Consider the following 19,048-nt stretch of genomic DNA (forward strand, 5'->3'; position numbering starts at 1 on the left):
CGCTGATGGCGGCGTGCTAGCCTCGGGGTCGACTTCGACTTTGCCCAGGACGCTCCATGAAACCTGCCCTACTCGCCTTGACCCTCACCGCCCTGCTTGCCCCTGTTCTGGCGCAGGCCGCCGACACTAAGCCCGTCTCCGCCGCGCAATACGCCGAGGTGCTCAAAGGCACCTGGCGAGCGCCGCAGAACGTGGTTCGCGACGTCTACCGTCATCCGCAGCAGAGCCTGCAATTCTTCGGTTTACGAGCAAACCAGACGGTTATCGAAATCACTCCAGGCGGCGGTTGGTACAGTGAACTGCTCGCGCCGCTGCTCAAGGATCACGGCACTTACATCGCTGCCGTGCAGGCGCCGACGGTCAGCGACTCCGCGCGCAAGAGTGAAGAAACCCTCAAGGCGAAATTCGCCGCAGCCCCTGCTCAATATGCCAAGGCCCACGTGGTCGAGTTCGATCCCAAGGCGCCGGAGCTCGGCAAACCCGGTTCAGCCGATACCGTGCTGACCTTTCGCAACGTACACAACTGGGTGCTGGCGGACACCGCGCCGTTGATGTTCGAGTCGTTCTTCAAGGTCTTGAAGCCGGGCGGCGTGTTGGGTGTGGTCGATCATCGGGCCAAGGACGGGGCATCGCTGGAGGACATCAAGCACAGCGGATACCTGACCACGGCGTATGTGGTGAAACTGGCAACCGATGCCGGGTTCAAGCTTGAGGAGAAGAGCGAGATCAATGCCAACCCGAAGGACACCAAGGATTACCCTGAAGGCGTCTGGACCTTGCCGCCGGCGTTGACGTTGGGGGAGAAGGACAAGGCTAAATATCTGGCGATTGGCGAGTCGGACCGGATGACGTTGCGGTTCGTTAAACCTGGGAAATAAAAGCGAAGATCAAAAGATCGCAGCCTTCGGCAGCTCCTACGGGTGTACACAAAACTCTGTAGGCGCTGCCGAAGGCTGCGATCTTTTGGCAGTTTAATCGTCGGCGTTGGGGTCGAGATCCGGGAACATCACTTCGGTAAACCCGAACTGGGTGAAATCGGTGATCCGCGACGGGTACAACCGCCCGATCAAATGATCGCACTCATGTTGCACCACCCGCGCATGAAACCCCGAGGCAATACGCAGGATCGGCTGGCCCCTCGGGTCAACGCCCTCATAACGAATCTGCTGGTAACGATCCACCGCGCCGCGCAGGCCGGGCACCGACAGACAACCTTCGAAGCCCTCTTCCAGGGTCGGACTCAACGGCGTGATCAATGGGTTGATCAGAATCGTCTGCGGCACGGCTTCGGCGTCGGGATAGCGTTCGCTGTGCTCGAAACCGAAGATCACCAGTTGCAGGTCGACGCCGATCTGCGGCGCGGCCAGGCCAACGCCACCCACGCTTTCCATGGTCTGGAACATGTCGTCGATCAGTTGCCACAACTCGGGGCTGTCGAACATTTCAGCAGGGACTGGCGGAGCGATTCGCAGCAGGCGCTCATCGCCCATTTTCAGGATTTCACGGATCATGTTCAGGCTTCGTCAGAGGTCGGTTTGAGCGAGTGGTCCCGTCCCAGTCCCGAAACGTGTTGTTTGGGTTCGTCGTTCTCGCCAGGGACCTTTTCGCCAGGGTCCTTGCCTTCGGTCGACATATGCTCGATCACCGCATTCATCTCCGCGCCGAGCAACAGCACCGCCGAGGAAATGTAGAAGTACAGCAACAGCACGATGATCGCGCCGATACTGCCATACATGGCGTTGTAGTTGGCGAAGGTCTTGACGTAAAACGCGAAACCCAACGACGCGATAATCCACACCACCACGGCCAGCACCGAGCCTGGGGTGATGAAGCGAAACTCTTGTTTGACGTCAGGCATGACGTAATAGATCAATGCCACCGCGACCATCATCAGGATCACGATGACCGGCCAGCGCGCGATGGTCCAGACCGTGACGATGAAATCTTCCAGCCCGACCTGCGACGCGATCCAGCCCATCACCTGCGGCCCAAGCACCATCAATGCGGCAGCGGCCAGCAGCATGCCGGCGATGCCGACGGTGTAGAAGATCGACAGAGGGAAACGCTTCCAGAGCGGACGACCCTCGACCACATCGTAGGCGGCGTTCATCGCGCTCATCATCAGCCGTACACCGGCAGAGGCGGTGTACAGGGCGATGACGATACCGACCGAGAGCAACCCACCCTTCGATTGCTGGAGTTGATCAATGACCGGGTTCACTTGTTCCAGGGCCTGGGGTGGCAATACCAGTTCCGATTGCAGGCGCAGCCAGGAGAAGAAGTCCGGCAGGTGCAGGAAACCGATCAGGGCGATCAGGAACAGAATGAAGGGGAACAACGAGAACAGCATTTGATAGGCCAGCGCCGAGGCGTAGGTCGACATTTCATCGTCGATGAACTCTTTGACCGTACGCACCATCACGTGGTGCAGGGGCAGACCTTTCATGTCCGGGAAAATCATTAGCGTCTCCTTTCGCCGCAAGAAAGTTGAAGTCGGGGCGACTCAGGGGCCGTTTTCTACATCAAAGTAGCCTACTTGGCGACTCTGAAACAATTTCGTTGTTTCAACCGGGGCGGCTGACGCAAAAACGGCCATCCGCGGATGGCCGTTTCAGTGTGCCTTGAAGGGGCGGCACGTCAGGATTTATCGACCGCTTTCTTGATCGCGTCCTTGGCTTTGCCGACCGCTTGCTGTGCCTCGCCTTTCTTCTCCTGCACCTTGCCTTCAACTTGCAGTTTGGTGTTGTCAGTGGCCTTGCCGACGCCCTGCTTGACGTTGCCGACCGCTTCGTTTGTCACGCCTTTAACCTTATCGCCAGTGCTGCTCATGGTGTTTCTCCTGTGAACAATTCAAGGGACATAGTCGTTACACAAAGATTGACCGGAGGCGTTTGCACGGAGTTTCATTTATTTTTAACCCGACATTTCATCGCTGCGCGCAGGTTGGGCTTTATGTTTGCGGTCCAACCCCCGAGAATGCGCAACGTATTCAGGCCATGGCGCTGAAGATCCAATCCCGTAGGAATGTTATGAAACTCGATAAAAAGCAGGCCATTGCCCGCAGAAACCTGGAACTCGGCGGTGCAGTGCTTGGCGTCAACAACTGCTATTTCACCGAATTGAACCGCAATCGCAACATCTGGTGGTTCGACATCCCGGTGGCGCGCCTGGCCGTGGGTCAGTACGAATGGGTTCACCTGCTGCTGCACACACCGGACACCGACGAACTGCTGCACCTGAAAGTGCCGACGGTGTTCCTGCGTGAGAAGCTCGAAGGCCTGGTGGTGCGCAATGAAGGCAAGCGCAAAGCAGCCCTGAGCCTGGAACTGAGCGCCGACAAGGACTCGTACCTGCAGGACATGCGCCCGGCGGGCACCAACGTCAATTTCGCGCCGTTCCGCCTGTAATCGCCGGGGTCTGAAGACTGGCCGTTTGCGCGCCAGACAAAGCCCTCCCTCACGTAGGGCGAGGGTTTTCCCGTAGGCAATCGCCCATTTGGCCGCCTTGTATGGATGGCGGTTGACCAGGTTCAACACCAGGTCCGGATCGACTTCATCAGGGTGACGTGACTCCAGTTGTTTTCTTTCCAGCCATAACACCAGCAATCGCGTTGTAAAAGTGGCGACACCAGGCTCCTCGACATAGCCAGGATTCTTGAACAGCACCTCCACCAGCGGCGCCAGATGGCGCTGCAACGCAACGTCATCCACGCGGTGCAGATGCTCGATCACCGATCGCATCAAGGCGTTTTTCTGTTCCTGGTAAGCGGCATCGATGCTGTGGATAGACGCCAATAAATTCCCGATGCCCTTCTCGGGAATGCAGCCATTACTCCAAAGGTCGTGGTTTCTGGTGATGGGCGCTCGCAAACTTCCCTCAATACACTTTTGACTCAAGGATATCTGCGCGTTACTGAGCTTGGCGCCACTGAAGTTCACCCGGTCACAGTCAAGGTCGGTTAGGTCGGCCCCACTAAAATCGCAGTGCGATAAGTCGACACATTTGAGTTTCGCCCGGGACAAGTTGGCGCCCGAGAAATCCGAACCGGAAAAATCGACATTCTTCAGTCGCAGGTTCTGGAGGTTTGCCCCGGTAAAACGGCAGTCTTTGATGGTGACGCCGTAGAACGCCGAATAGGGCCACTTGACCTGGGCACAACTCAACGCAAAGTGCGGGTCACGGGCCTTGTCTACCCGAACAGGATCCTCGAACCGGGAGCAATCGCCAATGCGCACGCTGCCTGCATAAGCGCTTAGCTCTGATGAATGAAGCGCGCCTTGATAACCCCTTACTGTTTTCGGCACATCGGTCACTGCCAAGACACGCTTGGCAGGGGGAAGTCTTTGTTGCTGGCGCACGCCAGCTCCTGGGCAACAGCACGTGAGCTCCCGGCAGACCGGTGACTTCCGGACAAGCTCGGGGGCAAAGCGCTACGGGTCGTGGCGGGCGAAAGGTATGGGTGTATCCGCTGCATAAGCATCACTCCATGAAAGATGGCATTGGCCAAGAGCCCGCAATCAAATCACGGTCCAATACCAAGGACTTTCAGAAAACGCACAATGGGCTGATGCATGCGTGCGGGAGTGCGGCCCATTGCGGTATCGCACGCAAAAAATCCGCAGGCCGTTTCGGGCCGCGGATTTTTCGACGGTTCAATGATCAGCCAACGTCCCCGAATCGGCAGGCGACGCAAGTTGCCATTCAGGCCTTCTTCAGGCCCAGCTTCTTCAACTCTTCGTCGCGCAGCTCGCGGCGCAGGATCTTGCCGACGTTGGTGGTCGGCAGCGCATCGCGGAACTCCACGGAACGCGGAACCTTGTACCCGGTGACGTTGGCGCGCATGTGCGCCATCACCGTTTCCTTGGTCAGGGTCACGCCCGGTTTGGCGACGATGAAGATCTTGATCGCCTCGCCCGACTTCTCGTCCGGTATGCCGATGGCCGCGCATTGCAGCACGCCCGGCAGGGTCGCCAACACGTCTTCCAGTTCATTCGGGTATACGTTGAAACCGGAGACCAGAATCATGTCTTTCTTGCGATCGACAATGCGCATGTAGCCGTCAGGCTGGATCAGCGCGATGTCACCGGTCTTCAACCAGCCTTCGCTGTCGAGCATTTCATCGGTGGCTTCCTGGCGCTGCCAGTAGCCCTTCATGACTTGCGGACCTTTCACACACAGTTCGCCGATTTCGCCTAGCGGCTGTTCAACACCGGCATCGTCGATGACTTTGCACAGGGTCGATGGCACCGGAATACCGATGGTGCCGACCTGAATGTTCTGGATCGGGTTGACCGTGGCCACCGGGCTGGTTTCGGTCATGCCGTAACCTTCGCAGATGGCGCAACCGGTGACCGCTTTCCAGCGCTCGGCCGCGGCCAGTTGCAGGGCCATGCCGCCGGACAGGGTGACTTTCAGCGCCGAGAAATCCAGCTTGCGGAACGCTTCGTTATTGCACAGCGCCACGAACAAGGTGTTCAGGCCAACGAAACCGCTGAACTTCCACTTCGACAGTTCCTTGACCATCGCCGTCAGGTCGCGCGGGTTGCTGATCAGGATGTTGTGGTTGCCAATCAGCATCATCGCCATGCAATGAAAGGTGAAGGCATAGATGTGGTACAGCGGCAGCGGCGTGATCAGGATCTCGCAACCTTCATTAAGGTTGGACCCCATCAGCGCCTTGCACTGCAGCATGTTCGCCACCAGGTTGCGGTGGGTCAGCATCGCGCCCTTCGCTACGCCGGTGGTGCCGCCGGTGTATTGCAGCACCGCGACATCGCCGCTGTCCGGGTTGGCTTCAGTCACGGGCTGGCCGTGGCCCTTGCTCAGTACGTCGTTGAACTTGACGGCCTTGGGCAAGTGATACGCCGGGACCATCTTCTTCACGTATTTGATGACGCTGTTGATCAACAGGCGCTTGAGTGGCGGCAACAGGTCGGCGACTTCGGTGACGATGACGTGCCTGACGCCGGTTTTCGGCACCACGGTCTGGGCCAGATGCGCCATGTTGGCCAGGCAGACCAGGGCTTTGGCACCGGAGTCGTTGAATTGGTGTTCCATCTCCCGCGCGGTGTACAGCGGGTTGGTGTTGACCACGATCAGCCCGGCGCGGATCGCACCGAAGACGGCGACCGGGTACTGCAGCACGTTAGGCAACTGCACGGCGATTCGATCACCGGGCTGCAAGTCGGTATGCTGTTGCAGGTAAGCGGCAAAGGCACCGGACAATTCGTACAGTTCACCGTAGGTGATTGTCTTGCCCAGGTTGCTGAATGCCGGTTTGTTGGCGAAACGTTGGCAGGACTGCTTCAACACTGCCTGAATATTCGGATACTCGTCTGGATTGATGTCGGCAGCAATCCCGGCAGGGTACTTATCCTTCCAAAAGTCTTCGATCATGGAAGCCCACTCCTCAGCAACGCGAATTCATCACCGCATTTGATGCGATTATTATTGGTGTGTGTTTTTTATTTAATATGTTGGTGAGTCTGGCTTTTACATCGGCCGAGAGGTCACAAAGCGCGCCGAGAGTAGCAGCTTTGCCAAGGGCCGCCTAGAGCCAAAAACAGCCTCTACAGTCACTTTAATGACTAAATAACAGCAAGCAGTCATTTTAGAGTAAAGATTCTATACTATCTTGAAAGCCCCATAAATACGGGTTTTAAAAGCAAAAGATCGCAGCCTTCGGCAGCTCCTACAGAGGAATGCAATCCCATGTAGGAGCTGCCGAAGGCTGCGATCTTTTGACAACGCCTCGGTCTACAACCGATCAGGCGATATCGCGTAACTCCCGTCGCAAGATCTTGCCCACCGGCGTCATCGGTAACGACTCACGCAACACAATGTGCTTGGGCACTTTGTAGGCGGTGAAGTTTTCCTTGCAGTACGCCTTCAACTCTTCAAGGCTGACACCCGACTCACGGGCCACCACAAACAACTTCACCGCTTCCCCCGAACGCTCGTCCGGCACGCCAATGACTGCGCAGTTGGCGACTTTCGGGTGAGCCATCACCACGTCTTCGATTTCGTTCGGGTACACGTTGAAACCCGAGACGATGATCATGTCCTTCTTGCGATCAACGATGCGCACGAAACCGTCCGGGTCGATCACCGCGATGTCGCCAGACTTGAACCAACCCTCGGCATCCAGCACTTCGGCGGTGGCTTCGGGTTGGTGCCAGTAGCCCTTCATGATCTGCGGGCCCTTGATGCACAACTCGCCCCGCTCGCCCAATGGCTGTTCGACGCCGTCATCGTTGATGATTTTGAGCGTGGTGCCCGGCACCGGCAGGCCGACCGTGCCGATTCGCGACTTATCGCCATACGGGTTGGTGCAAGCCACCGGTGAGGTTTCGGTCAAGCCGTAGCCTTCGGTAATCCGGCAACCGGTGAGCTGTTCCCAACGCTCGGCGGTGGCCTTGACCAGTGCCGTGCCGCCGGAGTTGGTGAGCTTGAGGCTGGAAAAGTCCAGGGTCTTGAAGTCCGGGTGATCCATCAACGCCACGAACAGCGTGTTGAGCCCCAGCAACGCCGAGAACCGCCAGTTCTTCAGTTCCTTGATAAAGCCTTTGATGTCCCGTGGATTGGTGATCAGCACGTTGTGGTTGCCGGTCACCATCATGCACATGCAGTTCGCCGTGAATGCATAGATGTGGTACAGCGGCAGCGGCGCGATCATCACCTCCTGCCCCTCGCGCAGCAGCGGCTGACCGTCGCCGCCGAACTGCCCCAGGCACGCCCGCGCCTGCTGCATGTTCGCCACCAGGTTGCCGTGAGTGAGCATTGCGCCCTTGGCCAGGCCGGTGGTGCCGCCGGTGTATTGCAGCACTGCGATGTCGCCGAGGCCAACGCTCAGTGGCTTGATGCCCAGGCCGCGGCCCAGACGCAGCGCACTCTTGAAGGAAATGGCCTGGGGCAAGGAATAGTCCGGGACCATTTTCTTGACCTTGCTCACCATCGTGTTGACCAGCCAGCCTTTGGCGGTGGGCATCAGGTCGCCCATCTTCGCTTCGATCAAATACTGGATATCGGTGTCGGCCAGCACTTCCTGGACCTTGGCCCCGAACATGTTCAGGTAGACCAGCGCCCGGGCACTGGAATCCTTGAACTGATGACGCATCTCCCGCGGGGTGTACAACGGGTTGGTGTTGACTACGATCAGCCCGGCGCGCAGGGCGCCAAACACCGCAATCGGGTAATGCAGGACGTTGGGCATCTGCACCGCGATGCGATCCCCCGGCACCAGGTCGGTGTGGGCTTGCAGGTAACCGGCGAAGGCCGCACTGTGGCGTTCGAGTTCAGCGTAGGTCAGGGTCACGCCCATGTTGCTGAACGCCGGACGATCCGCGAACTTCTTGCAGGAACGCTCGAACACCTCGATCACCGACTTGTAAGCCCCAAGATCAATGTCCAGGGGCACGCCGGCCGGGCGTTTGTCATTCCAGAAATCAGGTTGCATTGTTCTTGTCCTCTTTACCTGAATCACCTTGGCCACTTTCTGTCACTTCTAAAAAAGTAAAAACGAAAAGCGGAGCTTCACGGACACTAGCAGCTATGGCGAATCAGGCAAATACGGCCAACGGCGTCATTGATCGTGTGAATCTTCCTGGCGTGGTGTGGCCTGATCAGGCGGCAGGCGATGGATGCGCTATACAATGCAACCACATCGTGCAAAGGAATCGCCATGATCCACGACACTTTCTGGCTGACCGCGTCTGACCACAGCCGCCTCTTCGTCAACCAATGGTTGCCCGCCACGCCTTTAAGAGCCGTGATCCTGCTGGCCCATGGCATGGCCGAGCACAGCGGTCGCTACGGGCGTCTGGCCGAAAAACTCTGCGAGCAGGGTTACGGTGTCTGCGCGCCGGACCTGCGTGGACATGGCAAAACTGCCGAAAACGGGACGCTGGGCCATTTCGCCGATGACGATGGCTGGTGCAAGGTGGTCGGCGACCTGGCCAGCCTCAACCAGCATATCGGCCAGCAGCACCCCGGCGTGCCGATTGTGCTGCTCGGCCACAGCATGGGCAGCTACATCGCCCAGGCGTATTTACTGCATCACAGCGCCAGCCTGCACGGGGCAATTCTCAGTGGTTCGAATTTCCAGCCCGTGGCGCTTTATCGCGCGGCGCGGCAGATTGCCCGTCTTGAACGGCTGCGTCAGGGGCCCAAGGGTCGTAGCGCACTGATCGAGTTCCTGTCCTTTGGCTCGTTCAACAAGAAATTCAAACCGGCGCGCACGCGATTCGACTGGCTGAGCCGCGACCCGCTCGAAGTCGATAAATACGCCAACGACCCGCTCTGCGGCTTTCGCTGTACCAATCAGCTGTGGATCGATTTGCTCGGCGGCTTGCAGCAAATCAGCAAAGCGTCCAATCTCGCCCAGGTCGATCCGGGCCTGCCCTTGCTGCTAATGGGCGGCGAATGTGATCCGGTAAGCGAAGGCAAGCGTCTGAAAGATCTGGCCCATGCGCTACGCGCGGCCGGCAGCCAGAACCTGCAATTGAATATTTACCCGCAGGCACGGCATGAGCTGTTCAACGAGAGCAACCGCGATGAAGTGACCGCTGACGTACTGAACTGGATCGCCCAGGCGCTCAGCCACCGCCGTCCGGCCAGAACCGAATAGTTTTTCGAATAGCTTTTTTGTGGATTTTTAAATTCGTTACAGGAATTGAGACAGATGACCCAGGTTACCAACACCCCTTACGAAGCCCTTGAAGTCGGCCAGACCGCCAGCTACAGCAAGACCGTCGAAGAGCGCGACATTCAGTTGTTCGCCGCGATGTCCGGCGATCACAACCCGGTGCATCTGGACGCCGAATTCGCCGCCGGCACCATGTTCAAGGAACGTATCGCCCACGGCATGTTCAGCGGCGCCCTGATCAGCGCTGCCGTCGCCTGCGAGTTGCCTGGGCCGGGTACTATTTATATCGGTCAGCAGATGACCTTTCAGAAACCGGTGAAAATCGGCGACACCCTGACCGTGCGTCTGGAAATTCTCGAGAAGCTGCCCAAGTTTCGGGTGCGCATTGCCACTCGCGTGTTCAACCAGCGCGATGAGCTGGTAGTGGATGGCGAGGCCGAGATTCTGGCGCCGCGTAAACAGCAGACAGTGAACTTGCCTGTTTTGCCGGCGATCAGCATTGGCTGATTCGTAAACCGCTAAAAGATCGCAGCCTTCGGCAGCGCCTGCAGGGCCTTGTGTACACCCGTAGGAGCTGCCGAAGGCTGCGATCTTTTGATCTTAAAAAAACGCCAGACTAGCTGGCGTTTTTATAGCCACTACAAACGCTTAAGAACGAGCACGAGCCTGGTTGCGCAGGGCTTTCACCTGGTCGTGGTTGCGTTGCACTCCGTGATACTGACGCTCAACCAGGTCACGAATACCCACCAGGTTATGTTTGGTGATTTTTTCCAGCGCTTCCTTGTAGGCCTTCAGCGCATGGTCTTCACCGCGCTCTGCTTCATTGAGCACAGCCTCTTCGCCCTTGCCGGTGAACATTGCTTTCACATCGACCCAGCGACGATGCAAGTCACCGCTAACGCTGGTGGAGGTTTCCGGATCGCCACCCATGGAACGCACAGCGCTCTGAAGTTCGGCAGCAGCAGTCGCGCAATCGGCGGAACGCTGGACGAACAGGGTTTTGAGTTCTGGGTGCTTGATGTCTTCGGCGCAAGTCTTGAACCCTTCCTGACCGTCTTTGCTGGTTTCAATCAGGTCGTTGAGTACAGAGATCGCTTCTTTATTGAGGTCGGTCATTTTTCAATTCCTTGCGGGTTGATGAAAGATGCAATAGCTGTTGCAGCCCGCATGCCAGCTTTGAATTGATAATTTATTTGTTATTTTTCAAAAACTTAATCTTTAATCAGAAATCTGTATCCGCTTTATTTGCATGATCTGTCAATTGGCCTGCATGCAGAATGCCTGTATTTTCCAGACTGTTTGAATCAAGACGACTGAGTAATGAATCCTGAAAAGCTCGAACTGCTGATTACCCGCGAAATGCCCTTCGGCAAATACAAGGGCCGCATCATCGCCGACCTGCCCGGCCAGTACCTGAACTGGTTTGCTCGCGAAGGTTTCCCCCATGGCGAACTGGGCGGCTTGCTGGCGCTGATGCAGGAAATCGATCACAACGGTTTGTCGGAACTGCTCGAACCGCTGCGCGCCAAACATGGCAGACCAGCGCCCCGCCACTGAATTGATTGAGTAGCCCATGCCCGAGAATACCCGCCGTGCCCGTGATGAAGCCTTCTGGCAAACCTTTGCCGATCGTTACGCCGTCGAACCTGGCCCCATCAACCTGGAGAACGGTTACTTCGGGCGCATGTCACGCACGGTGGTCGAGGAGTACCAGCGCAATATCGAGCTGATCAATCGCAGCAACTCGGTCCATGTACGCCAGCGTTTCGAACAGGGCGAGAGCCTGGACATTCGGGCGCAGCTCGCCGAGATGATTGGCGTGCGCGCCCAATCCGTCGCTCTCACCCGCAACGCCTCGGATGGCCTGCAGTCGCTGATCCGCAACTACAACCGTTTACAACCCGGCGATCAGGTGCTGCTGTGCGACCTGGAGTACGACACGGTCAAGGGCGCCATGCGTTGGCTGGCCCGGCATCGCGGCGTCGAAGTGATCGAAATCGACCACCGGCACCCCGCCACATTCGACAGTTTGCTGGCCACCTACCGCGAAGCCTTCGTGCGTTATCCGCGACTCAAACTGATGGCCCTGACCCATGTCACCCACCGCACCGGCCTGGTGATGCCGGTGCAGGCGATTGCCGCCCTCGCCAGGGAGCACGGCATCGATGTGATCCTCGACGGCGCTCATGCCCTGGGTCAGATCGACTTCGATCTGGAAACGCTGGGCATCGCCTTCGCCGGCTACAACCTGCACAAATGGATCGGCGCGCCGCTGACCCTCGGGTTCATCTACATCGCGCCCCAACGCCTGGCCGATATCGACCCGGACATGGGCGAGATGCATTTCCCGGTCAACGACATTCGTGCCCGCACCCCCTACAGCACGCCGAACATCCCGGCGCTGATGACCCTGCCGCTGGTGTTCGAAGAACATCTGGCCATGGGCGGTTCCGCCGCCAAGGGTGCACGGCTCAACTACCTGCGTAACCGCTGGGTCAACGCCGTACGCGAACTGCCGGGGATTGAAGTCATGACCCCGGATGATCCTCGACTGTATTGCGGCATCACCTCGATGCGTTTTACCCGTCATACCGATCAAAACGTGATGGTGGAACGGTTGCTCAACGACTACAACCTGTTCACCGTGACCCGCAGCGGCGCGGCATGCGGGCCGTGTATCCGCATTACACCGGGGCTGACCACCACTGCGGCGAACATGGACCTGCTTGTCCAGGCACTGACCAACCTGCGCTGATGTGTGATGGCCCTTTCGCGGGCAAGCCTCGCTCCTGCAGGGCCATTTTTTGGGCAAAAAAACGGTGCACCGACCAAGCGCACCGTTAAAGCCGTAGAACACACAACGAAGTGTCAGGTAAAGCCGATCAGTCCAGCAGCGCCAAGGCCTCGGCGGTGCATTCCTGAATGCGGGCCCAGTCGCCGTTCTTGATCCACTCCGGATCAAGCATCCAGCTACCACCCACGCACATCACGTTTTTCAACGCCATGTAGCTCTTGATATTGGCCGGGCTCACGCCGCCAGTCGGGCAGAATTTGACTTCGCCGAACGGACCGCCCAACGCCTTGATGGCCGCGACGCCACCGCTGACTTCCGCCGGGAACAGCTTGAAGCGGCGATAGCCCAGGCCATAGCCTTCCATGATGCCGGAGGCGTTGCTGATGCCGGGTAACAGCGGGATCGGGCTGTCGACACTGGCTTCGAGCAAGTCACGGGTGATGCCCGGGGTCACGATGAACTGCGAACCGGCCCTTTCGGCGGCGGCCAGCATGGTGCGGTCAAGCACTGTGCCGGCACCGGTCACCAGTTCCGGACGCTGCTCGCGCAGGACCTGGATGGCTTTGAGGCCGAACTGCGAACGCAGGGTCACTTCCAGGGCTGTCAGGCCACCGGCGGCCAGGGCGTCGGCCAGTGGCAGAATGTCCTGTTCGCGAGCGATGGTGATCACCGGCAAAATCCGCGCCTTGGCGCAGAGACTGTCGATCAGGGCAACTTTGTCCGCCATGGAAACGGTCGGGGATGTGTTTGTCATAGCGGCTGATCCTTGGCTCATGGGCACCAGTAAATCTCTAACGTAGGTTGCAGAAACGCGCGAATCGGCATGGCGGCGACATCGTCACCGGCCAATGCGGCACTCAGGGTGGTCAGCTTGGACTGACCGGAAATCGATAGAACGGTGTTCTTCGCCGAAGCCAGTAGCGCCAGGCTCATGGTCAGGCGCTGATGCGGCACGGTCGGCGCCAGCATCGGCCAGCAGCGACGGCTGCCGTCGACTTTCAAGGCGTCGGCCAGGTTCGGGCTGTTGGGGAACAGCGAGGCGGTGTGACCGTCGTCGCCCATGCCCAGGATCAGTACGTCGATCGCCGGTAGCTCGGCGAGCAAACGGTCGGCCTGCTCGGCGGCTTGTTCAAGGTTGGCCGTGGCGCTGTAGAGGCTCAGAAACTTCGCCTTCGACGCAGGGCCTTGCAACAAGTACCGCTTGAGCAAACCGGCATTGCTGTCGGCGTGCTCGACGGGTACCCAGCGCTCGTCGGCCAGGGTCACGACAACCTTGGACCAGTCCAGCGTCTGCTTGGCCAGGTGCTGGAAGAACGCTACCGGGCTGCGACCACCGGAAACCACCAGGGTCGCGGTGCCGCGAGCGTCGAGCGCCTCACTCAGTTGCCTGGCCACGCTCAGCGCGAGACCCTCGGCCAACAACACCGGGCTCTTGAACTCATGGGCGCTGACGCCCTGAGGCAGTTTCAAATTAGATATCGCCATACCACGACCTCCCATCCCGCGTGATCAGTGCAATGGAGCTCATCGGCCCCCAGGACCCGGCCGCGTACGGCTTGGGCGCATCACCGGATTTTTTCCACCCGGCGATCAACTGGTCACACCACTTCCACGCGGCTTCGATTTCATCTTTACGGACAAACAGGTTCTGATTGCCGCGCATCACTTCCAGCAACAACCGCTCGTAGGCATCGGGAATCCGCGCGCTGCGATAAGTGTCGGAAAAATTCAGCTGCAACGGACCGCTGCGCAGCTGCATGCCCTTGTCCAGGCCTTGTTCTTTGGTCATCACGCGCAAGGAGATGCCTTCGTCCGGTTGCAGGCGGATAATCAGTTTGTTGCTGATTTGCAGGCGCTGCTCGGGAGCGAAGATGTAGTGCGACGGCTCCTTGAAGTGGATGACGATCTGCGACAACTTCTGCGGCATGCGCTTGCCGGTACGCAAGTAAAACGGCACGCCGGCCCAGCGCCAGTTACGGATGTCGGCACGCAGGGCGACGAAGGTTTCGGTGTCGCTCTGGGTATTGGAGTTCGGCTCTTCCAGGTAACCCGGTACAGGTTTGCCTTCGCTGTAGCCAGCGATGTACTGGCCGCGTACGACCTGAGTGGTCAGGCCTTCCGGGCTGATCGGCGCCAGCGCCTTGAGCACTTTGACTTTCTCGTCACGGATGCTGTCGGCGGACAGGTCGGCCGGCGGGTCCATGGCGATCAGGCAGAGCAGTTGCAGCAGGTGATTCTGGATCATGTCCCGCAGCTGGCCGGCCTTGTCGAAGTAACCCCAGCGGCCTTCGATCCCGACCTTCTCGGCCACGGTAATTTCCACGTGGGAGATGTAATTCTGGTTCCACTGGGTTTCGAACAGGCTGTTGGCAAACCGCAGGGCGATCAGGTTCTGGACGGTCTCTTTGCCCAGGTAATGGTCGATGCGGTAGGTGCGGTTTTCGGGAAAGTACTGCGCCACGGCGTCGTTGACCTTGCGCGAGGATTCCAGGTCCGAACCGATGGGTTTTTCCAGCACGACCCGGGTGTTTTCAGCCAGACCGACCTTCGACAGGTTGTCGCAGATGGCGCCGTAGACCGCTGCCGGGGTGGCGAAGTAGGCAATGACCCGCTGAGTGGTGCCGGCCTGCTCGGCCAGGGCGACGTAGTCGTCAGCCTTGAGGAAGTCGACGTGCAGGTAGCTCAACCGGGCGAGGAAGCGTTCGAGCACGGCCTCGTCCAGCTCTTTGGCGTCGACATAGCGGCGCAGCTCCGAGGCGATGAACGCCAGGTGTTGCTGCTCGCTGCCGGGTTCACGGGCCAGCGCGATGATTCGCGAGTCCTCGTGCAACAGGCCGGCGCCGTCGAGTTGATAAAGGGCAGGAAACAGCTTGCGCAAGGCCAGATCGCCAAGGGCGCCGAACAAGGCAAAGGTGCACGGTTCAACCGTAATCGAAGGCATGATGTTTGTTCTTTTATCAAGTTAAGCTACAAATACCTTTTTTCAAGGCATCACTCAAGGGAAAATGTAGTAATAACCACAACATTTTCGCAAAATACAGATTCCGAGTGGTGGTCGGTCGGAGCCATCAGTAGGATAGGCCACCGTTACGGGCCACATCAAAGGCCCTTTTTGCATAGCAGAACGCTTTTTGGCGTGACTGACTCAAGGAACATCTATGGACCGCGTGCGAAATTTACTGGAACAAATCCAGAATCGCCTTGAAGACCTGAACAAGGCCGAACGCAAAGTCGCCGAAGTGATCCTGCTCAACCCACAGCAGGCCACCCGGTTCAGCATCGCCGCCCTCGCCCAGGCCTCCAAGGTCAGCGAGCCGACGGTCAACCGTTTCTGCCGTTCGTTCGGTGTCAGCGGCTATCCCGAACTCAAACTGCAACTGGCCCAGAGCCTGGCCAGTGGCGCGGCGTATGTCAGCCGTGCGGTCGAGGCCGATGACAATCCTGAAGCCTACACCCAGAAGATTTTCGGCAGCGCCATCGCCTCGCTGGACAGCGCTTGCCAGGCCCTGGACCCGAACCTGATCAGCCGCGCCGTCGATCTGCTGATCCAGGCCCGGCAGATCCACTTCTTCGGCCTCGGCGCCTCGGCCCCGGTGGCGCTGGATGCGCAGCACAAGTTCTTCCGCTTCAACCTGGCCGTTACCGCCCACGCCGACGTGCTGATGCAGCGCATGATTGCCTCGGTGGCGCACACCGGCGAGTTGTTCGTGATCATTTCCTACACCGGCCGCACCCGCGAACTGGTGGAAGTGGCGCGCATTGCCGGGAGAACGGCGCTTCGGTGCTGGGTTTGACCGCTGAAGGTTCGCCATTGGCCAAGGCCAGTACCCTGAGCCTGAACATTCCGCTGCCGGAAGACACCGACATCTATATGCCGATGACCTCGCGGATCATTCAGTTGACCGTGCTGGACGTATTGGCGACCGGCATGACCTTGCGTCGCGGGGTGGATTTCCAGCCGCATTTGCGCAAGATCAAAGAGAGCTTGAATGCGAGCCGGTATCCGGTGGGTGACGAGTTTAATTAGGACGCTTCGCGTAAAGATCGTCCGAACGCGGCCCGAGCCTTCGGCAGCTCCTACAGGTGTACGCCGATCCATTGTAGGAGCTGCCGAAGGCTCGGGCCGCGTTCGGACGATCTTTGATCTTCTTACACCCCAACCCGCGCCTGCAAACTCAAATGCGCCCTCTCCCCCGGCGCCAGGCTCAAGCTGTCGGTCCCGCCACTCGCCGCTTCCACACAGACAAATTCCAACACCTCGTTCCAGCTCACTCCCAGCAATGGCCGCGCCCCCGGATGCCAGACCACCGTGTCTGCGTGGTCACCGGTGTCGATGCACAATTCGCGCTGCCAGGCGTGATCCTTGAGCTGTAATTCGCCGTCATGCTGGAACACTCGCTGGCACCCGCCATCGACCCGCAACTCCCCTTCCTGATGACAAATCTGGCGGTTCAACTGATCGTAACCTTGCGCCCCGTCGAGCCCAGACAGCGCTACCTCGCCGACATCACCAATACGCCAGTAAGCATGCAACGCCTGGCTCAGTTGGCACGGCAGGGTGTCTTGATGCTCGGTGCTCAGGCGCAAATCCATGCGTTCGCCCAGGTGCGCATGCAGGTCAACCGTCCAGTCGCATAACTGCAATTGCCAATGCAAGCGCACACCATCGTCGTCATGGCTGCTGTCGAGCAACTTCCAGTCAATCAGCCGCGCCCAACCATGGGACGGCCAGGCGTTTTCGCTTGGATGACGGCCAAACCACGGCCAGCACACCGGCACGCCGCCCCGAATGGCGCCCACCTGCGGCCACTTCGCTGCGCACCACAACCAGGGTTTCTGCCCCTTGGGCTGAAAGTGCAACAACTGCGCGCCCTGGCGACTGAATACCGCCTGACACAGCGGATGATCGATCACCAGCACGTCGCGCATCTGATAGCGCTCCCACGCAAACACCGGACGTTCGCGCAAGGATTTGAAGAAGCGTTGTAGCGGATGCTCATGCATGTGCCGCGGTCCTGAAAATCATGGGTGTACTCATACACTTTTGTGTCAGCTAACTAACCGTGGCAAGGGCGCCACAACAGCCTTTACCACAATCACTCTTTGGCACATTGCAAAAAAAGCGGATAGCCTTGGCCATCCGCAAATATGCGCACATAGAGAGGAGCTTATCGCAACAGCGTTAGAACACCGACTGAATTTTCAGACCGGCCACCAGCGCGTTGTCGACTTCATCAACACCGCCCGGGTGAGTGATGTATTGCAGGTTAGGACGCACCGTCAACCAGTTGGTAACGTGGAAGCCGTAGTTGATCTCGTAGTTGTACTCGGTGGAACGCAGCGGCGTGAACTGCGGATCGTCGTAATTGGTCGCACCATCGGCGGCGTTGACCAGCTCGGCGTTTTTCTTCACGTCATCGTTGACATGGATACGGGCGAAACCGATCCCGACGTCATCTTTTGGACGCGCATCGAACGGACCTTTGTAGACAAACATCAGCGACTGATAGTTGTCGACGACGTTGGTGTCTTTGTCGTGGAAGGTGGCGTTGGCCGCAACGTTCAGACCGCGCGAAGCGTCGCCGTTGTGGGTCGTGAGTTGCTGTTGGATCACGCCCCAGTAACCGTGCTTGCTGTCGTGAACGCGGTAGGCGTCACCGGTGGTCGCTGCGTCATTGCCGTTGCTGTCCTTAAGAACGTCATTGGCGTTGGCCGTGCTCTTGTAGTAACCCACACGGTATTCGCCCGGCAGGCCGTTGAGCTTCGGCGACCAGACCAGTTCGACCGGCAACACGGTGCCTGCGGTACCACTGCCGCTGAGTTTGAAGCCGTTGCCGTGCTCCAGTTGCGACGGGTTCTGGTTGTACGCACCGATCTGCGCATACAACTCAGGCGTGATGTTGTACTTCACACGCAGCGCGGCCTGGCTGACTGGCCAGTTGTACCAGATGCCGGTCGCCCAGTTACCCGCCTGGGAACCGCAGAACGCCAGGTTCTGGAACTCGCAAGGGAAGGTGTTGAAGTCTTCGCCTTCGCCGAAATAACCGGCCTTGACGTCCAGTTTGCCGTCGAGGAACTGGTGCTGAACCCACAACTGGGTCAGACGGACCATGTGGCCACGACCGTAGACTTCCTGGGACGAACTCAAGGTGCCGACACGCGGGTCGCCGACACGGTCATTGGAGATGTTCTGACCGTTACGGCTGGTAAGCTCGATCTTGGCCTGGGTGTTGTCCCAGCCCATCAGTTTTTGCAGGTCCAGCGCCACACCCAAGCCAAACTGGTCGGCGTAACGCGCGGTCTTGTCGTCGTTGTAGCCGCCGTGGAGGTTGCCACCGACTTCACCGACGTAGTCAGCCTTGATGTCGACACCTTGCTCAAGCAGCTTGGTCCGCTCACCACCCCAGTCACCGGTCATCCACTTGGAATCGGCGCTGAACGCGTCAGCCGCGTGAACGCTACCGGCCAGGGTTAATGCCGCCGCAACAGCAGACAACTGGCAGATAAGCTGAGCGTTGTTCTTCTTCTTCATCCCTACATCCTCGTCTTTATTGTTATCAACTGTTTTTATCTAACGCGGTTTACATTGATTGCGACGGATGTCCCCATCC

17 protein-coding genes and 2 pseudogenes are annotated in these 19,048 nt (G+C 58.6%); 7 read left to right on the forward strand and 12 right to left on the reverse strand.

Features of this window, described 5'->3' with window-relative positions:
- Window positions 1-56 precede the first annotated feature (56 nt).
- Entirely contained in the window at window positions 57-878 is an 822-nt protein-coding gene (locus JFV26_RS16510; protein WP_201193987.1) for a class I SAM-dependent methyltransferase, read from the forward strand.
- A 93-nt stretch (window positions 879-971) separates the two neighbouring features.
- Here JFV26_RS16510 and def read toward each other — a convergent pair whose 3' ends face one another.
- The 3 genes from def to JFV26_RS16525 form a co-directional block, all read right to left on the reverse strand.
- Entirely contained in the window at window positions 972-1,511 is a 540-nt protein-coding gene (gene def / locus JFV26_RS16515) for a peptide deformylase (RefSeq protein WP_201193989.1), read from the reverse strand.
- 2 nt (window positions 1,512-1,513) lie between these two features.
- The gene (locus JFV26_RS16520; protein ID WP_201193991.1) at window positions 1,514-2,461 is read right to left on the reverse strand and encodes a YihY/virulence factor BrkB family protein; all 948 of its coding nucleotides are present in this window, start codon (window positions 2,459-2,461) and stop codon (window positions 1,514-1,516) included.
- Window positions 2,462-2,637: 176 nt separating this feature from the next.
- Window positions 2,638-2,829 (reverse strand): CsbD family protein, encoded by a 192-nt coding sequence (locus JFV26_RS16525; protein WP_201193993.1) that lies wholly within the window; start codon window positions 2,827-2,829, stop codon window positions 2,638-2,640.
- 200 nt (window positions 2,830-3,029) lie between these two features.
- On the opposite strand from JFV26_RS16525, the gene JFV26_RS16530 reads away from it, so the two are divergent.
- The gene (locus tag JFV26_RS16530; RefSeq protein WP_201194244.1) at window positions 3,030-3,407 is read left to right on the forward strand and encodes a hypothetical protein; all 378 of its coding nucleotides are present in this window, start codon (window positions 3,030-3,032) and stop codon (window positions 3,405-3,407) included.
- 501 nt (window positions 3,408-3,908) lie between these two features.
- Here JFV26_RS16530 and JFV26_RS34465 read toward each other — a convergent pair.
- The 3 genes and pseudogenes from JFV26_RS34465 to fadD2 all read right to left on the reverse strand — a co-directional run.
- Window positions 3,909-4,358, reverse strand: a pseudogene (locus JFV26_RS34465) (pentapeptide repeat-containing protein); the annotation flags it as partial.
- Window positions 4,359-4,701: 343 nt separating this feature from the next.
- Window positions 4,702-6,396 (reverse strand): long-chain-fatty-acid--CoA ligase FadD1, encoded by a 1,695-nt coding sequence (gene fadD1 / locus JFV26_RS16535; RefSeq protein WP_201193995.1) that lies wholly within the window; start codon window positions 6,394-6,396, stop codon window positions 4,702-4,704.
- 370 nt (window positions 6,397-6,766) lie between these two features.
- Entirely contained in the window at window positions 6,767-8,455 is a 1,689-nt protein-coding gene (gene fadD2, locus JFV26_RS16540) for a long-chain-fatty-acid--CoA ligase FadD2 (protein WP_201193997.1), read from the reverse strand.
- Between the two features lie 225 nt (window positions 8,456-8,680).
- Between fadD2 and JFV26_RS16545 the strand changes: the two genes are divergently transcribed.
- Together JFV26_RS16545 and JFV26_RS16550 are read left to right on the forward strand one after the other, a co-directional pair.
- The gene (locus tag JFV26_RS16545) at window positions 8,681-9,625 is read left to right on the forward strand and encodes an alpha/beta hydrolase (RefSeq protein WP_201193999.1); all 945 of its coding nucleotides are present in this window, start codon (window positions 8,681-8,683) and stop codon (window positions 9,623-9,625) included.
- 54 nt (window positions 9,626-9,679) lie between these two features.
- The gene (locus JFV26_RS16550) at window positions 9,680-10,150 is read left to right on the forward strand and encodes a MaoC family dehydratase (RefSeq protein WP_201194001.1); all 471 of its coding nucleotides are present in this window, start codon (window positions 9,680-9,682) and stop codon (window positions 10,148-10,150) included.
- A gap of 141 nt (window positions 10,151-10,291) precedes the next feature.
- On the opposite strand, the gene JFV26_RS16555 is transcribed toward JFV26_RS16550, so the two are convergent.
- Entirely contained in the window at window positions 10,292-10,759 is a 468-nt protein-coding gene (locus tag JFV26_RS16555; protein WP_201194003.1) for a ferritin-like domain-containing protein, read from the reverse strand.
- A gap of 204 nt (window positions 10,760-10,963) precedes the next feature.
- On the opposite strand from JFV26_RS16555, the gene JFV26_RS16560 reads away from it, so the two are divergent.
- Both JFV26_RS16560 and JFV26_RS16565 read left to right on the forward strand, forming a co-directional pair.
- Window positions 10,964-11,200, forward strand: a complete 237-nt coding sequence (locus JFV26_RS16560; protein ID WP_201194005.1) for a DUF3820 family protein — start codon at window positions 10,964-10,966, stop codon at window positions 11,198-11,200.
- Window positions 11,201-11,216: 16 nt separating this feature from the next.
- On the forward strand, window positions 11,217-12,398 hold the full coding sequence (locus JFV26_RS16565; RefSeq protein WP_201194007.1) for an aminotransferase class V-fold PLP-dependent enzyme: 1,182 nt from the start codon (window positions 11,217-11,219) through the stop codon (window positions 12,396-12,398).
- A gap of 127 nt (window positions 12,399-12,525) precedes the next feature.
- Here JFV26_RS16565 and JFV26_RS16570 read toward each other — a convergent pair whose 3' ends face one another.
- The 3 genes from JFV26_RS16570 to zwf are packed head-to-tail and all read right to left on the reverse strand — an operon-like array spanning window position 12,526 to window position 15,378.
- Entirely contained in the window at window positions 12,526-13,191 is a 666-nt protein-coding gene (locus JFV26_RS16570; protein ID WP_201194009.1) for a bifunctional 4-hydroxy-2-oxoglutarate aldolase/2-dehydro-3-deoxy-phosphogluconate aldolase, read from the reverse strand.
- Between the two features lie 17 nt (window positions 13,192-13,208).
- Window positions 13,209-13,922, reverse strand: a complete 714-nt coding sequence (gene pgl / locus JFV26_RS16575; RefSeq protein WP_201194011.1) for a 6-phosphogluconolactonase — start codon at window positions 13,920-13,922, stop codon at window positions 13,209-13,211.
- Window positions 13,909-15,378, reverse strand: coding sequence for a glucose-6-phosphate dehydrogenase (gene zwf / locus JFV26_RS16580; protein ID WP_201194013.1), 1,470 nt, complete (start codon window positions 15,376-15,378; stop codon window positions 13,909-13,911). The genes pgl and zwf overlap by 14 nt, the downstream gene beginning before the upstream one ends.
- Before the next feature lie 226 nt (window positions 15,379-15,604).
- Between zwf and JFV26_RS16585 the strand changes: the two are divergent.
- Window positions 15,605-16,464 (forward strand): annotated as a pseudogene (locus tag JFV26_RS16585) (MurR/RpiR family transcriptional regulator).
- Window positions 16,465-16,586: 122 nt separating this feature from the next.
- On the opposite strand, the gene JFV26_RS16590 reads toward JFV26_RS16585, so the two are convergent.
- Together JFV26_RS16590 and JFV26_RS16595 are read right to left on the reverse strand one after the other, a co-directional pair.
- Window positions 16,587-17,441: a D-hexose-6-phosphate mutarotase gene (locus tag JFV26_RS16590; RefSeq protein WP_201194015.1), complete on the reverse strand. Its 855-nt coding sequence runs from the start codon at window positions 17,439-17,441 to the stop codon at window positions 16,587-16,589.
- 178 nt (window positions 17,442-17,619) lie between these two features.
- Window positions 17,620-18,969: a carbohydrate porin gene (locus JFV26_RS16595; RefSeq protein ID WP_201194017.1), complete on the reverse strand. Its 1,350-nt coding sequence runs from the start codon at window positions 18,967-18,969 to the stop codon at window positions 17,620-17,622.
- Window positions 18,970-19,048 lie beyond the last annotated feature (79 nt).

It is taken from the genome of Pseudomonas sp. TH31 (assembly GCF_016650815.1).
Classification (GTDB): Bacteria; Pseudomonadota; Gammaproteobacteria; order Pseudomonadales; family Pseudomonadaceae; genus Aquipseudomonas.

Excerpts from the sequence above, each read along its gene's own strand:
- JFV26_RS16530 (WP_201194244.1), top strand. The coding sequence starts at position 3,030 with ATGAAACTCGATAAAAAGCAGGCCATTGCCCGCAGAAACCTGGAACTC.
- JFV26_RS16565 (WP_201194007.1), top strand. The coding sequence starts at position 11,217 with ATGCCCGAGAATACCCGCCGTGCCCGTGATGAAGCCTTCTGGCAAACC.
- JFV26_RS16595 (WP_201194017.1), bottom strand. The coding sequence starts at position 18,969 with ATGAAGAAGAAGAACAACGCTCAGCTTATCTGCCAGTTGTCTGCTGTT.
- JFV26_RS16520 (WP_201193991.1), bottom strand. The coding sequence starts at position 2,461 with ATGATTTTCCCGGACATGAAAGGTCTGCCCCTGCACCACGTGATGGTG.
- JFV26_RS16510 (WP_201193987.1), top strand. The coding sequence starts at position 57 with ATGAAACCTGCCCTACTCGCCTTGACCCTCACCGCCCTGCTTGCCCCT.
- fadD2 (WP_201193997.1), bottom strand. The coding sequence starts at position 8,455 with ATGCAACCTGATTTCTGGAATGACAAACGCCCGGCCGGCGTGCCCCTG.
- JFV26_RS16590 (WP_201194015.1), bottom strand. The coding sequence starts at position 17,441 with ATGCATGAGCATCCGCTACAACGCTTCTTCAAATCCTTGCGCGAACGT.
- def (WP_201193989.1), bottom strand. The coding sequence starts at position 1,511 with ATGATCCGTGAAATCCTGAAAATGGGCGATGAGCGCCTGCTGCGAATC.
- zwf (WP_201194013.1), bottom strand. The coding sequence starts at position 15,378 with ATGCCTTCGATTACGGTTGAACCGTGCACCTTTGCCTTGTTCGGCGCC.
- JFV26_RS16550 (WP_201194001.1), top strand. The coding sequence starts at position 9,680 with ATGACCCAGGTTACCAACACCCCTTACGAAGCCCTTGAAGTCGGCCAG.
- JFV26_RS16525 (WP_201193993.1), bottom strand. The coding sequence starts at position 2,829 with ATGAGCAGCACTGGCGATAAGGTTAAAGGCGTGACAAACGAAGCGGTC.
- JFV26_RS16560 (WP_201194005.1), top strand. The coding sequence starts at position 10,964 with ATGAATCCTGAAAAGCTCGAACTGCTGATTACCCGCGAAATGCCCTTC.
- fadD1 (WP_201193995.1), bottom strand. The coding sequence starts at position 6,396 with ATGATCGAAGACTTTTGGAAGGATAAGTACCCTGCCGGGATTGCTGCC.
- JFV26_RS16555 (WP_201194003.1), bottom strand. The coding sequence starts at position 10,759 with ATGACCGACCTCAATAAAGAAGCGATCTCTGTACTCAACGACCTGATT.
- pgl (WP_201194011.1), bottom strand. The coding sequence starts at position 13,922 with ATGGCGATATCTAATTTGAAACTGCCTCAGGGCGTCAGCGCCCATGAG.
- JFV26_RS16570 (WP_201194009.1), bottom strand. The coding sequence starts at position 13,191 with ATGACAAACACATCCCCGACCGTTTCCATGGCGGACAAAGTTGCCCTG.
- JFV26_RS16545 (WP_201193999.1), top strand. The coding sequence starts at position 8,681 with ATGATCCACGACACTTTCTGGCTGACCGCGTCTGACCACAGCCGCCTC.